Below are 13,175 nucleotides of genomic sequence, written 5' to 3' on the forward strand. Positions count from 1 at the left end.
AGCACACAGGGAAGAAATGACATGACGACAGCCAAAGACATCATGAAGCAGATCAAGGACAACGACGTGAAATTCGTCGACCTGCGCTTCACCGATCCGAAGGGCAAGCTGCAGCACGTGACGATGGATGTCGTCGAGGTCGAGGAAGACATGTTCGCCGATGGCGTCATGTTCGACGGATCCTCGATCGCCGGCTGGAAGGCAATCAACGAGTCCGACATGGTGCTGATGCCCGACCCCGACACGGTGCATATGGACCCGTTCTTCGCCCAATCGACCATGGTCATCCTGTGCGACATCCTCGATCCGGTCTCCGGCGAATCCTACAACCGCGACCCGCGCGGCACCGCCAAGAAGGCCGAGGCCTACATGAAGTCGGAAGGCATCGGCGACACCATCTATGTTGGCCCGGAAGCCGAGTTCTTCGTCTTCGACGACGTCAAGTACAAGGCCGACCCTTACAACACCGGCTTCCGGCTCGACTCCACCGAACTGCCGTCCAATGACGACACCGACTACGAGACCGGCAACCTCGGCCATCGTCCGCGCATTAAGGGCGGCTACTTCCCTGTGCCGCCGATCGATTCCGCGCAGGACATGCGCTCGGAAATGCTGACCGTGCTCGCCGAAATGGGCGTGCGCGTCGAAAAGCATCACCATGAGGTCGCCGCCGCCCAACACGAGCTCGGCATCAAGTTCGACACGCTGGTCCGCAACGCCGACAAGATGCTGATCTACAAATATGTCGTGCACCAGGTCGCCAATGCCTACGGCAAGACGGCCACCTTCATGCCGAAGCCGATCTTCGGCGACAACGGCTCGGGCATGCACGTCCACCAGTCGATCTGGAAGGGCGGCAAGCCGACCTTCGCCGGCAACGAATATGCCGGCCTGTCGGAGAGCTGCCTGTTCTACATCGGCGGCATCATCAAGCACGCCAAGGCGATCAACGCCTTCACCAACCCGCTGACCAATTCCTACAAGCGCCTGGTGCCGGGCTATGAAGCGCCGGTGCTGCTCGCCTACTCGGCGCGCAATCGTTCGGCGTCCTGCCGCATTCCGTTCGGCTCGTCGCCGAAGGCCAAGCGCGTCGAGGTCCGCTTCCCCGATCCGGGCGCGAACCCCTACCTCGCCTTCGCCGCCATGCTGATGGCCGGCCTCGACGGCATCAAGAACAAGATCCATCCGGGACAGCCGATGGACAAGGATCTCTACGACCTGCCGCCGAAGGAACTGAAGAAGATCCCGACCGTCTGCGGCTCGCTGCGCGAAGCCCTGCAGAGCCTCGACAAGGACCGCGGCTTCCTGAAAGCCGGCGGCGTCTTCGACGACGACCAGATCGACAGCTACATCGAGCTGAAGATGGCCGAGGTGATGCGCTTCGAAATGACCCCGCATCCGGTCGAATACGACATGTACTATTCGGTCTGAGCGATCGTCTCAGAGGCAAAGAAAACCCCGGCGGAGACGCCGGGGTTTTTGTTTGGGGCACGCCGAAGTCGATCATGGCTGACCTCTTCACTCCGAACCTTTCCGATCGGCCCCACGATGCACACAAGTCGTCCGCGCCATGCGCGCCCGGCCGGAGGCCATCTACAAAAGCTTCACCACGGGCTGGGAAGGCTGGTTCGCTTTGCCCGGAGGGCTGATCGCAAAACCGGTTCCGCAGGGACAATTGTTCTTCGTGGTTGAGCATGAGGGCAAGCGCCATCCCCACTACGGGCGCTTCCTGACGCTTGAACCGAACCGAAAGGTGGAACTGACATGGCTTACCGGAAAGAGCGGAACCCAAGGTGCCGAAACCGTCCTGTCAGTCGACATCGAACCGCACGGCGACGGATGCACTGTCACTCTGAGACATCGCGGGTTTTATGATCAGGACCGCGCTGACGGCCACGGAAAGTCATGGGAACAGATCCTCGCCAATCTTGATGCACGATTGACCGCATGAAGAGCGAGCGTTTCAGAAGCAAAGAAAAACCCCGGCGAAAACACCGGGGTTTTTTTGGGGCGGCGTAGACACTGAGGTCTACGCCGCAGCGAATATTCAGGCAGCAGCCGAAACCTCGCCGCTGGCTGGAACCGAGGCGATCGTCTTCAGGATCTGCGAAGCGATCTGGTAGGGGTCGCCCTGCGAGTTGGGGCGACGGTCTTCCAGATAGCCCTTGTAGCCGTTGTTGATGAACGAGTGCGGCACGCGGATCGAAGCGCCGCGGTCGGCGATGCCGTAGCTGAACTTGTTCCACGGCGCGGTCTCGTGCTTGCCGGTCAAACGCTTGTCGTTGTCTGGGCCGTAGACGGCGATGTGATCCATCAGGTTCTTGTCGAAGGCCGCCATCAGCGCTTCGAAATAGGCCTTGCCGCCGACTTCGCGCATATAGGCGGTCGAGAAGTTGGCATGCATGCCCGAACCGTTCCAGTCGGTGTCGCCGAGCGGCTTGCAGTGATATTCGATGTCGATGCCGTACTTCTCGGTCAGGCGCTGCATCAAATAGCGCGCCATCCACATCTGGTCGGCAGCCTTCTTGGAGCCCTTGCCGAAGATCTGGAATTCCCACTGGCCCTTGGCCACTTCGGCGTTGATGCCTTCGTGGTTGATGCCGGCGGCGAGGCACTGGTCGAGATGCTCCTCGACGATCTGGCGCGCGACCGAGCCGACATTCGAATAGCCAACGCCGGTGTAATAAGGGCCCTGCGGCGCCGGATAGCCGCTCTCCGGGAAGCCGAGCGGACGACCGTCCTTGTAGAAGAAATATTCCTGCTCGAAGCCGAACCAGGCGCCCTCGTCGTCGAGGATGGTGGCGCGCTTGTTGGAGCTATGCGGCGTCACGCCATCGGGCATCATGACTTCGCACATCACCAGCACGCCATTGGTGCGGGCCGGATCCGGGAACACGGCGACCGGCTTCAGCACGCAGTCGGAGCTGTGGCCTTCGGCCTGCTGCGTCGAGGAACCGTCGAAGCCCCACAGCGGCAGCTGCTCGAGCGTCGGGAACTCGGCATAGTCCTTGATCTGAGTCTTGCCGCGCAGATTGGGGACCGGGGTGTATCCATCGAGCCAGATATACTCGAGCTTGTATTTGGTCATTCTAGAGCCTCTCGTTGCTTGACCACCGCACACGGTGTCGACGCATGGCCGGATCGAGCCGGCCTGCCGGACCGTTAAAATGCAAATCGTGTGCCATTCGCGTTGCCGCGGGTGCGGCAAAATGGTCGGGCCATCGCGTTGAATTTACAGAGCCGCCTCAGCAATGCGTCCAGATCGATCAAAAGCATATCGTGCATAAATATTGGGCAAATACTGATCTTTTCGTAGGCATATTGCTTAAATGAATCGCAGAACCTATCTTGGGGAAAAGGTGAATCGGCAAGTTCCTAAAGGAAGAAGGGGGCCGGCAATGGAAATCGTCTCTGCACGCCCATCGGCAAAAATCCTGATGTTCCCAATGGCAGCGCGCATGCCTGCCTCAAATTTAGGCGCAAAGGCCAAGTTCGCGGCAGAGCTTGCCTCGCTGCGCAACACGCATGCCGATTTTGACGGCTGGTACCATGAGGCTGCGATCGAGGAAGAGAACCAGCAGCGCAAGAGCTGATCTTTTCCTGCAAACGCTTTCGCATAAAAAGCCCGGCGTGATCGCTCACGCCGGGCTTTCTTACAGAGCGACTGATCGGCCCTACTGCTTGTCGTGCAGGTTGGTGCCGAGCGTATCCCTGACGAAGATCATGCCGATGATCAGCGACATCGCCGCGATCACCACCGGATACCAGAGGCCGTAGTAGATATCGCCCTTGTAGGCACTGAGCGCGAACACCGTTGCCGGCAGCAACCCGCCGAACCAGCCATTGCCGATGTGATACGGCAGCGACATGCCGGTGTAGCGGATGCGGGTCGGGAACATCTCGACCAGGATCGCCGCGATCGGTCCGTAGACCATCGTGACGAAGATGACGAGGATGAACAGGATGCCGATCGTCATCGGCCAGTTCACCGCCGCCGGATCGGCGAACATGGCGAAGGCGCCGCCGCCCGGTATGGTGTAGACGGTGACCTCGGGCGCGCCGGCGGCCTCGTCGGCGGTCAGGAGCTTGTCCTTGATCGCCTGCTCGGTCGCAACCGTCGCCTTCTCGCCGGCGCGGATTGCGGCGGCATCGAGCTTCAGCTCAGGGTTGGCAGCGACAAAGGCATCGAGCTTCTGGTCCGTTACCTTGGCGGCAGCACGCTTCAGCGGATAGCCGCCGTCCTGCAGCGACATGTTGACGGCCTTGATGAAGGCGGTTTCCTTGGCCTTGGCCTGATCGCCGGCGGCGATCGCGTCGTACGACTCCACCGTCTCGTTGCCGATCTTGACCGACGCGGCGGTTCCCGGTGCTGCCGTCGCCACGACGTCATAAGGAACCGAGTTCTTGGTCAGGAACGACGTGGCGATATCGCAGGATGTCGTGAACTTCGCCGTGCCGACCGGGTTGAACTGGAACCTGCAGTCGCCCGGTGCGGCGGTCACGGTTGCACGCGTGTTCTGCTGCGCGGTGGCGAGCGCCGGGTTGGCCGCCCAGGTCAGCGCCTTGAACAGCGGGAAGGTGCAGACGATGGCCAAAGCGAGACCCGCCATGATGATCGGCTTGCGGCCGATCTTGTCGGACAGCCATCCGAATACGACGAAGAAGATCGAACCCACCGCCAGCGCGATGGCGATCATGATATTCACCGACTGCGCATCGACCTTAAGCACGTTGGTCAGGAAGAACAGCGCGTAGAACTGGCCGTTGTACCAGACCACGGCCTGGCCGGCGGTGAGGCCGAGCAGCGCCAGCAGCGCGATCTTGGCATTCTTCCATTGACCGAAGGCTTCCGTCAGCGGCGCCTTCGAGCCCTTGCCCTCGTCCTTCATGCGCTGGAAGGTCGGCGATTCAGACAAAGAAAGCCGGATCCAGATCGAGATGCCGAGCAGCACGAAGGAGACGATGAATGGAATACGCCAGCCCCAGGCAGCATAGTTTTCCTTGGTCAATGAAGCCTGCACGATCAGGATCACGACCAACGACAGGAACAGGCCGAGCGTGGCCGTCGTCTGGATCCACGATGTATAGTAGCCGCGCCGGTTGTCCGGCGCGTGCTCGGCGACATAGGTGGCCGCACCGCCATACTCGCCGCCCAGCGCCAGGCCCTGCAGCATACGCAAGATGATCAGGATCACGGGTGCCGCGATGCCCAAAGTTGCATATCCAGGCAGCAAGCCGACCAGGAAGGTCGACAGACCCATGATCGTCATGGTGACAAGGAAAGTATATTTGCGGCCGACAAGGTCACCGATGCGGCCGAAGAGCAGCGCGCCGAACGGGCGCACCAGGAAACCGGCGGCGAAAGCAAGCAGCGCGAAGATATTGCGCGTCGCTTCCGGAATGGTTGGACTGAAGAAAGTCGAACCAATGAACACTGCCAGCGAACCGTAGAGATAGAAATCGTACCATTCGAAAACGGTGCCGAGCGAGGAAGCGAAGATGACCTTCTTCTCCTCCCGCGTCATGCCGCGGCTGGTTTCGCCGGCGGTCGATGCCATTGCCATTGATATGTCCTCCCGTGAGATCCCGTCTGTCCTCGATGCTGCGGGTGATTGTCGGCGTTTTCCTCGAAAACGCGGACTCAGTGCAGCCATCGGCGCAAAAAATGACAGAAAGCACCTCCCAGAGGCAGACCAACCTTGGGATTATGACTTTGGTCTAATGTGCAGTGCAAAAAGAAGCCGGGAAACGATCGTCAGCCCTTGAGCGCATCGAGAAGTCCGACCGCCGCCATCATGTCACGCTTGCGGGCCGACCGGCGCGCGACAGCTTCGGCATCCTGCCCCCAATGCTCGACCTGCCAGTCTTCATCGACGTGACCGGCAGCCCAGGCCGCCTCGCCGTCGAGCTCGCCGAAATCGACCGCCAGCGCCAGCAGCGCCGAACCCGTCAGCGACGTCATGACATGGATGGCCGCCAGCCGCAGCGGTTCTTTGCGCTGGGCAAGGTGGACGCCCAGCACCGCAATGGTCTCGCGCGGCTGCTCGACATGGATGATGCCTTCGGCAAGGTTGAAGCGAGCGCCAAGCGCGGTGCGCGCCCAGTCGATGACCGGATCCCAGAGCTCGTTCTGGCGATCGACCAGCCCTTGCGGCGCGTCGGCGCGGTAGCAGAGGAGATCGGACGAGGCAAAGCGCAGAATATCCTCCAGCACCGCCTGCGGGTCGCTGGCGACGCCGTCGATGGCCGTGTTGACGAGACGCATCACCGGCATCGAAACCGGGGCGATGGTCTCGCCCTGCGCGTCGAACTCGCCGGCGACCAGCGCCGCCACCTGCTCGGTCGGCAGCACCAGCAGCGCCTTGCCGGGTGTGCGCACCGGTTTGCCGTCGAGATGAACAGCAAATGCCTCATCGGCCGGCACGACCGAAACGTCCTTGTAGAAGCGCTTCGGCAGCGGCGTCTTCATCTGGATCTGGGCGCGGCGCACCGGATCCGGATCGGACAGCTGCTTTCCCGCTTCGAGGTCGTTGAGGATATCGCGCATGCCAGAACTTTCTATCCGGGGATTTGCTTGCGCACCGGCCTGTTGACGATGATCAGACCAGCCGCGATCAGGCCGAGTGCCAGAAAGATACGCACGGTCAGCGGCTCGCTCAAGATCACCGCGCCGCACAGCACGCCGAACACCGGCGACAGGAAGGTGAAGCTCGACAGGCCGGATGCCGGGTAGCGCCTGAGCAGCCAGAACCACAGCACATAGGTGAAGGCGACGACGTAGACAGCCTGGAACAGCAGCGCCAATGTCGGCAAGGCGGCAAAGTCGCGGATCGAGGGTCCGGCGAAAGGCAGGACCAGGACACCGACGACGACGGCACCGGCCAATTGATAGAGCAGCAACTTCTCGGCGCTGGTCTCGGCCAGTTTCGAGCGCTTGATGACGATGCTGGTCAAGGCCCAGAGGATGCCGGCGGCGAGGCTGAGCAGATCACCTGTCAATGTCGAGCCACCGGCGGCACTCATCTTGTCGGAGAACACGGCGGCCAGTCCGCCAAACGCCAGCACAAGGCCGACAAGCTTGCGCCCCGTGACGCGCTCGTCGAGCAGGAAGTGCCCGCCGACCAGCACCCAGAACGGCATGGTGTTGACCAGAAGCGTGTTACGGGCAACGGTGGTGTGTTCGAGCCCGACATAGAGGCACAGGAACTCGACGCCAAACAGAGCGCCCACCAAGGCCCCTGAGACAAGGGTTTTGTCTGGCGTAAACAGCGCAATACCGCGCCAGCGGCACCAGCCGAATACGCAGAGGCCGCCGATGATCGAGCGTGCGATCGACAGGAAAACCGGATCGTAGCCGGCATAGGAGATCTTGGCGGCGACGTAGTTGAGCCCCCAGGAAAACGTCAGCCCGACCATGATGGCCGCCGCCGCCAGGTCGACCGCGTCGCGACGATCCAATGCGGGCGCAACGGCCAATCTCAGTCCTCCGCGCTGGCGTCGTCGAAGCCGATCAGGTTCCAGCTCTGGCGCATATGGGGCGGCATCGGCGCGGTCACATCGATGACGCCCTTGTCCGGGTGCGGGATGACGATACGGCGCGCATGCAGATGGAGGCGGTTTTGAATGCCGCCCGGAAAGTCCCAATTGGTATCGGCCTCGAAATATTTGGGGTCGCCGATGATCGGACAGCCGATATGGGCGGCATGAACGCGAAGCTGGTGGGTACGGCCCGTATAAGGCTCCATTTCCAGCCAGGTCATGGTCTGTGCCGCCTGCTCGATGACGCGATAATAGGACACGGCGTGATCGGCGCCCTTTTCACCATGCGCGGCCACGCGCACCCGGTCGCCGTCCGGCGTCGGCTCCTTGATCAGCCATGTCGAGATCTTGTCCTCGCGCTTCGGCGGGACGCCCTTGACCAGGGCCCAGTATGTCTTCTTGGTCTCGCGCGCCCGGAACGCCTCGGAGAGCTTCATCGCCGCGAGCCTGGTGCGGGCAACAACCAGCACGCCTGACGTGTCGCGGTCGAGCCGGTGCACCAGGCGCGGCTTCTCGCCCTTCTGGTTGCGCCAGGCCTCCAGCATGTCGTCGACATTGCGGGTGACACCCGAGCCGCCCTGAACGGCCAGACCCGCCGGCTTGTTGAAGACGAAGACCTTTGGATCCTCGTGGATCAGCATCTTGGCGAGCACGTCGGCGTCGCCCTGGTTGCGGATCGAGTGGCCGGTGAGCGGGCTCTCGCCCTTCTTGTCGACTTCGAGCGGCGGCACGCGGACCATCTGGCCCGGCTCGACACGGGTGTCGGCCTTCACCCGGCCGCCATCGACGCGGATCTGGCCGGAGCGCAGCAGCTTCTGCAGATGGCCGAAACCGAGACCCGGGAAATGGGTCTTGAACCAGCGATCGAGCCGCATGCCCGCCTCGCCGGCCTCCACTGTGATCTGCTCTACGCCTGCCATATTCGCCTATCCGTGTTTCTCGCGCATGACCCTGAAAATCGATTCCGATTTTCGGAAAGGATCGTGCGCAAGATCAAGGTTTTTACAGTCCTTTGCGCGTCCAACAGGATGCGCGGCGCGGTAGGCCGCGGCAATAGCACTATGAAACGGTTCTTGCGAGCCAAAGACCCAGAAACAGCGCAAAGATCGCGCCAATGACGCTGACAAGCGCGTATCCGAACGCCGGCAGCGCCTCGCCCCGCCCCCACAGCGTCGCGAAATCGAGCGAAAAAGCCGAAAACGTGGTGAAGCCGCCCAGGATGCCGGTGGCAATGAAAAGCCGAAGCTCGTTCGATCCGCCGCGCCGCGCCATGATGGCAATGAACACGCCCATGCCAAACGAGCCGACGACGTTGATCGCCATCGTGCCCCAGGGAAAATTCGGGCCGGCAAAGCGCAATGCGGCGAAATTCACCAAATGGCGGATACCGGACCCAATGGCGCCGCCCACGGCAACGAGGAGGAGATCAATCATCGCCGGTCTACCGTCCTTGATCGCTATTTCAGTTCGCGCCGACCTTCTTCGGCTTGCTGGAGCCGATCATCTTCCAGTTCTTGTAGAACATGGAATTGATCCGCTCGACACTGACCGAGACGATGGCAAGCAGCGCCGAAATCAGGCGCGGAAACGGCGACGGACGGATGATGTCCATGAACACACAGTAGCGGCGCCCGTCATATTCGTTGACCGAACGGTGCAGCAACGTGTCGTCGAAAATGTACAGCGGATTGTCGTGCCAATAGTTCTTGGCGTTGTTGCACTCGACGAAAACCTCGGCCTTCACCGGGAGAAGGTTGTAGAGGATGCGCAGGCTGAGGCGCAGCGGCCCGAAATGCCAGGAGGTCGATTCCTTCCCCCTGAAAACCGATACGGCGATCGTCTTGATGTATTTGAAATCCTTGTTGAATTCGGCAACGTTATCGATCTTGTGCTTGCCGTACCACTGGTAGACATACATGCCCCGGCGGCCGGTGCCGAAATTGGCGTCGATATCGGCAATGATTTCATCCTTGCGCGCCTTGAAGACGTCGAGAACCTCGTTGACCTCGCGCTGATAGTCCGGCGGAAACTGCTCCAGCTTCCAGACGCCCGGGTTCCTGTAGCAAAGCAGGTCGACCAGCAGATTGAAGGGCGACAGCAGCCAGGTGAAGATTCCGTTGCCGAGGAAATAGCCGCGAAACAGCGACAGGTTCTTGTTGGCGTTGCGCAGCACGTCGATCAGGCCGCAGACGATCCAGATCGTGGTCAGCATCGGAATGAAGTAGAAACCGATTGCAAGCAGCGGCACCGCTATGACCAGCTGGCGGAGGGATTTGCGAAGGGATTTTGTCATTTCTTGCTCGCGCCAGGCGCGATTCCTGTTCCGAGTGATTATCGCCAAGCATCTTGACAGCGACCACCCCTGAGGTCGTGCGCCTTGATAAGGTCTTTTGTTCCCCGGCACAATGCCATCGCATTTCGTCCGCCTGGCCGACGGCCATTGCCAACGAAAATATTTGGAGTTTCCCGCTCCACTTCAGATCAATGGACGCGCGCGCCAAGCCTACCTTTCCCGCTCGCTGCGCAGCTTCGCCCAATACTCCAGCCGCTTGCGGATATCGCGCTCGAAGCCGCGCTCGGGCGGGTCGTAGAAGGTTCGCCGGCCCATCTTTTCCGGAAAGTAATCCTGGCCTGAAAAGGCGTCGGGCTCGTCATGGTCGTAGCGATAGCCGGCGCCGTAATCCTCTTCCTTCATCAATTTGGTCGGCGCGTTGAGGATGTGTTTCGGCGGCAGCAGCGATCCGTATTCCTTCGCCGCCTGCGTCGCCGCCTTGAACGCGGTGTAGACGGCATTCGATTTCGGTGCAGTGGCCAGATAGACCGTGGCCTCGGCGAAAGCGAGTTCGCCCTCGGGCGAGCCCAGGTAGTCGTAGGCATCCTTGGCGGCGTTGGCGACGACCAGCGCCTGCGGGTCGGCCAGCCCGATATCCTCCATCGCCATGCGCACCAGCCGGCGCCCGAGATAGAGCGGATCCTCGCCGGCATCGAACATGCGGGCGAGGTAGTAGAGTGCCGCATCCGGGTCGGACCCCCGCACCGATTTGTGCAGCGCCGAGATCAGATTGTAGTGGCCGTCCTGGCCCTTGTCGTAGATCGGCGCGCGGCGCTGGACGATGCGCTGCAGGCCCTCCGGAGTGAACACCTCGCCGGCCTTGGCTGCCCGCCAGACTTCCTCCGCCAGCGTCAGCGACGCACGACCGTCGCCGTCGCTCATGCGTATGAGCATCGCCCTCGCCTCGTCGTCGAGCGGCAGCGCCCTGCCCTCGGTCTCCTCGGCCCGCGCCAGGAGTTTCGCGATGCTCTCCTCGCCCAGCGAATGGAACACCAGCACGCGTGCACGGGAAAGCAGCGCCGCATTCAACTCGAAGGACGGGTTCTCGGTAGTGGCGCCGACCAGCACCACCGTGCCGTCTTCCATCACCGGAAGGAAAGAATCCTGCTGGGCGCGGTTGAAGCGGTGGATCTCGTCGACGAACAACAATGTCTGGCGGCCATTGGCGCGGCGAAGCTTCGCCGCCTCGAACACTTTCTTCAGGTCGGCGACACCGGAGAACACCGCCGATATCTGCTCGAAGGCGAGACTGGTTTCGCCGGCGAGCAATCGCGCGACCGTGGTCTTGCCGGTGCCTGGCGGACCCCAGAAAATCATCGAGCCGAGCGAGCCGGAACCGATCAGCCTGGTCAGAGCGCCGTCCGGTCCGGTCAGATGCTCCTGGCCGACGACCTCGCCCAGGTTTCTCGGCCGCAGCCGGTCGGCCAGCGGCCGGCCGGGCGGCGCCCCTTCTGGTTCATCGACGCTGAACAGATCGGCCATGCTGGTCTTTTGGTTGGAGCCATATCTCTTCGGAAAGACCGGCTCAGTAACGCAACACCTGGCGCAGTATCTGCCCGCCGCGCTCGACGGTAAAGCGCCACCAGCGCGTATCCTGCTGGGCTATCTGTGCCAGCGTCGCTGCCGTATCGATGGAGGTGCCATTCACTTCACGCACGATGTCGCCCGGCTGGAAGCCGAAATCGGCGGCGGGCGAATCGCGATTGATATCGACCACGGCGATGCCTTTGATGTCCGTGCGCAGGCCAAGCCGCTGGGCAAGCCGGGGCGACAGCTCAGCGACCTTGGCGCCGGAAAAAGGACTGCGGCCGTGCAGTATCACCTCGGAGGCCTTGGCGCCCTCCGGCGCCCGCTCCAGCGCGATGTCCATCGTCGCCTGCTGGCCCTTGCTCAGCACGGCGAAGCTGGCCTTGGTGCCGATCGACAGCGTCGCCATCCGGTAGTCCAGCGCCTCGATGCTTTCGACAGTCGTGCCGTTGAGCGACAGCACGACATCGCCGGGCTTGAGGCCCGCCTTGCCGGCAGGTCCGGCTGCATCGACCGACGAGACCAGCGCTCCGGTCGGCTTCTCCATGGCAAGCGATTCAGCGATCTGCGGCGTCACCGCCTCGAATTCCGCGCCGATATAGGGCCGCTCGAAGAAGTCGAGCCCGGCCTTGGCTGCATCGGCGAAGGCGCGCACCATGTTCGAGGGGATGGCAAAACCGATGCCGATCGAGCCGCCGCTGCGACTGTAGATGGCCGTGTTGATGCCGACCAGTTGGCCGCCCATGTTGATCAGCGCGCCGCCGGAATTGCCGGGATTGATGGCGGCATCGGTCTGGATGAAGTAGCCCGAATCCGAAACGCCGATATGGCTGCGGGCAAGTGCCGAAACGATGCCGCTGGTGGTGGTCTGGCCGACACCGAACGGATTGCCGATGGCCAGCAACAGGTCGCCCACTTCGAGCGCGTCGGAATCGCCGATCGCAATCACCGGAAACGGCTTGTCGGAAGAAATCTTGAGGACGGCAAGATCGAGCGTCTCGTCCTTGAGCATGACCTTGCTGGTGAACTCGCGTCCGTCCGCGGTGGCCACTTTGACTTCGTCGGCGCCCTTGATGACGTGGAAATTGGTGACGATGACACCACTCGGATCGACCAGCACACCGGAGCCCAGCGAGGACTGCGCGCGAGGCTGCGCCCGCCCGAAGAACTCCTCGAAGAACGGGTCGCCTTCGAAAGGCGACGTCACCTTGGCCGTCTGCGAGGCATAGACATTGACCACGGCCGGCGCCGTCTGCTTGACCAGCGGCGCGAAGGAAAGCTGCACTTCCTCGCGGCCGAACGGCACACGCTTGTCTGGGCCGGAGGTCGCGTTCTCGCCCTCGACGCCATGCAGCAGATCGGTCAGCACGTCGGACAGGCCGGGGTCGGCGGTCTTGGGGGCGTCTTCGGCCAGCGCCTGCCTGGCAGCCGGCACGAAGGCCAGCGCCATGAGGGCGCAGATAAGAGCAAGGGACAGCCGTTTCACGCGCATTCCGAATCCTCCAAATCGGGCGCCATTGTCCCGACGATTGTGCAAAATGAAAGGCTAAGCCGCTGAAATCCGATTATTCTAGGCGGCAATTGCAGCTATAGGACGACTTGAAACCGAAAGCCTAGTCAGCCTCATGAAAAAACCGATCGTTTCATTCCGCAATTTTTTGAAGACCGGCAAGTTGGGTGCGGTCTCTCCCAACATGACAATGGACGAGATCGCCGAAGCGCTCGGCAGACCCGAGCACGCCGATCCAGTCAACTGGACTTTCGGAAAACTCGAAAT

At 61.8% G+C, this 13,175-nt stretch carries 12 protein-coding genes; 3 read left to right on the forward strand and 9 right to left on the reverse strand.

Annotation, left to right across the window (positions count from 1 at the left end):
* The first annotated feature begins 21 nt into the window (after positions 1–21).
* The gene (gene glnA / locus AC04SI_RS23370; RefSeq protein WP_006205431.1) at positions 22–1,431 is read left to right on the forward strand and encodes a type I glutamate--ammonia ligase; all 1,410 of its coding nucleotides are present in this window, start codon (positions 22–24) and stop codon (positions 1,429–1,431) included.
* Positions 1,432–1,570: 139 nt separating this feature from the next.
* Positions 1,571–1,951 carry an SRPBCC family protein gene (locus AC04SI_RS23375; RefSeq protein WP_404282577.1) on the forward strand — a complete coding sequence of 127 codons (381 nt, stop codon included), beginning with the start codon at positions 1,571–1,573 and terminating at the stop codon, positions 1,949–1,951.
* A 96-nt stretch (positions 1,952–2,047) separates the two neighbouring features.
* Here the strand turns inward: AC04SI_RS23375 and AC04SI_RS23380 are convergent, their stop codons facing one another.
* A complete protein-coding gene (locus AC04SI_RS23380; protein WP_006205432.1) occupies positions 2,048–3,088 on the reverse strand; it encodes a glutamine synthetase beta-grasp domain-containing protein in 1,041 nt (346 codons plus the stop codon).
* A 241-nt stretch (positions 3,089–3,329) separates the two neighbouring features.
* On the opposite strand from AC04SI_RS23380, the gene AC04SI_RS23385 reads away from it, so the two are divergent.
* A complete protein-coding gene (locus tag AC04SI_RS23385) occupies positions 3,330–3,593 on the forward strand; it encodes a DUF2735 domain-containing protein (RefSeq protein ID WP_404282575.1) in 264 nt (87 codons plus the stop codon).
* A gap of 81 nt (positions 3,594–3,674) precedes the next feature.
* Here AC04SI_RS23385 and AC04SI_RS23390 read toward each other — a convergent pair whose 3' ends face one another.
* From AC04SI_RS23390 to AC04SI_RS23425, 8 genes are all read right to left on the reverse strand, one after another.
* Positions 3,675–5,564, reverse strand: coding sequence for an MFS transporter (locus AC04SI_RS23390; RefSeq protein WP_488474958.1), 1,890 nt, complete (start codon positions 5,562–5,564; stop codon positions 3,675–3,677).
* A gap of 191 nt (positions 5,565–5,755) precedes the next feature.
* On the reverse strand, positions 5,756–6,547 hold the full coding sequence (locus tag AC04SI_RS23395) for an ATP12 family chaperone protein (protein ID WP_404282571.1): 792 nt from the start codon (positions 6,545–6,547) through the stop codon (positions 5,756–5,758).
* Positions 6,548–6,558: 11 nt separating this feature from the next.
* On the reverse strand, positions 6,559–7,416 hold the full coding sequence (locus AC04SI_RS23400) for a DMT family transporter (protein ID WP_404282705.1): 858 nt from the start codon (positions 7,414–7,416) through the stop codon (positions 6,559–6,561).
* Between the two features lie 62 nt (positions 7,417–7,478).
* Entirely contained in the window at positions 7,479–8,459 is a 981-nt protein-coding gene (locus AC04SI_RS23405) for an RluA family pseudouridine synthase (protein WP_404282570.1), read from the reverse strand.
* A gap of 139 nt (positions 8,460–8,598) precedes the next feature.
* Positions 8,599–8,973, reverse strand: a complete 375-nt coding sequence (gene crcB, locus AC04SI_RS23410; RefSeq protein ID WP_404282568.1) for a fluoride efflux transporter CrcB — start codon at positions 8,971–8,973, stop codon at positions 8,599–8,601.
* A gap of 28 nt (positions 8,974–9,001) precedes the next feature.
* Positions 9,002–9,832, reverse strand: a complete 831-nt coding sequence (locus tag AC04SI_RS23415; RefSeq protein WP_404282566.1) for an aspartyl/asparaginyl beta-hydroxylase domain-containing protein — start codon at positions 9,830–9,832, stop codon at positions 9,002–9,004.
* Between the two features lie 210 nt (positions 9,833–10,042).
* A complete protein-coding gene (locus AC04SI_RS23420; protein ID WP_404282564.1) occupies positions 10,043–11,353 on the reverse strand; it encodes a replication-associated recombination protein A in 1,311 nt (436 codons plus the stop codon).
* Between the two features lie 43 nt (positions 11,354–11,396).
* Entirely contained in the window at positions 11,397–12,890 is a 1,494-nt protein-coding gene (locus AC04SI_RS23425) for a DegQ family serine endoprotease (RefSeq protein ID WP_404282562.1), read from the reverse strand.
* Between the last annotated feature and the right edge of the window lie 285 nt (positions 12,891–13,175).

This window comes from Mesorhizobium sp. CNPSo 4689 (genome assembly GCF_057784325.1).

Coding starts and splice junctions, on each gene's coding strand:
- glnA (WP_006205431.1), top strand. CDS start 22: ATGACGACAGCCAAAGACATCATGAAGCAGATCAAGGACAACGACGTG.
- AC04SI_RS23375 (WP_404282577.1), top strand. CDS start 1,571: ATGCGCGCCCGGCCGGAGGCCATCTACAAAAGCTTCACCACGGGCTGG.
- AC04SI_RS23380 (WP_006205432.1), bottom strand. CDS start 3,088: ATGACCAAATACAAGCTCGAGTATATCTGGCTCGATGGATACACCCCG.
- AC04SI_RS23385 (WP_404282575.1), top strand. CDS start 3,330: ATGAATCGCAGAACCTATCTTGGGGAAAAGGTGAATCGGCAAGTTCCT.
- AC04SI_RS23390 (WP_488474958.1), bottom strand. CDS start 5,564: ATGGCAATGGCATCGACCGCCGGCGAAACCAGCCGCGGCATGACGCGG.
- AC04SI_RS23395 (WP_404282571.1), bottom strand. CDS start 6,547: ATGCGCGATATCCTCAACGACCTCGAAGCGGGAAAGCAGCTGTCCGAT.
- AC04SI_RS23400 (WP_404282705.1), bottom strand. CDS start 7,416: ATGGTCGGGCTGACGTTTTCCTGGGGGCTCAACTACGTCGCCGCCAAG.
- AC04SI_RS23405 (WP_404282570.1), bottom strand. CDS start 8,459: ATGGCAGGCGTAGAGCAGATCACAGTGGAGGCCGGCGAGGCGGGCATG.
- crcB (WP_404282568.1), bottom strand. CDS start 8,973: ATGATTGATCTCCTCCTCGTTGCCGTGGGCGGCGCCATTGGGTCCGGT.
- AC04SI_RS23415 (WP_404282566.1), bottom strand. CDS start 9,832: ATGACAAAATCCCTTCGCAAATCCCTCCGCCAGCTGGTCATAGCGGTG.
- AC04SI_RS23420 (WP_404282564.1), bottom strand. CDS start 11,353: ATGGCCGATCTGTTCAGCGTCGATGAACCAGAAGGGGCGCCGCCCGGC.
- AC04SI_RS23425 (WP_404282562.1), bottom strand. CDS start 12,890: ATGCGCGTGAAACGGCTGTCCCTTGCTCTTATCTGCGCCCTCATGGCG.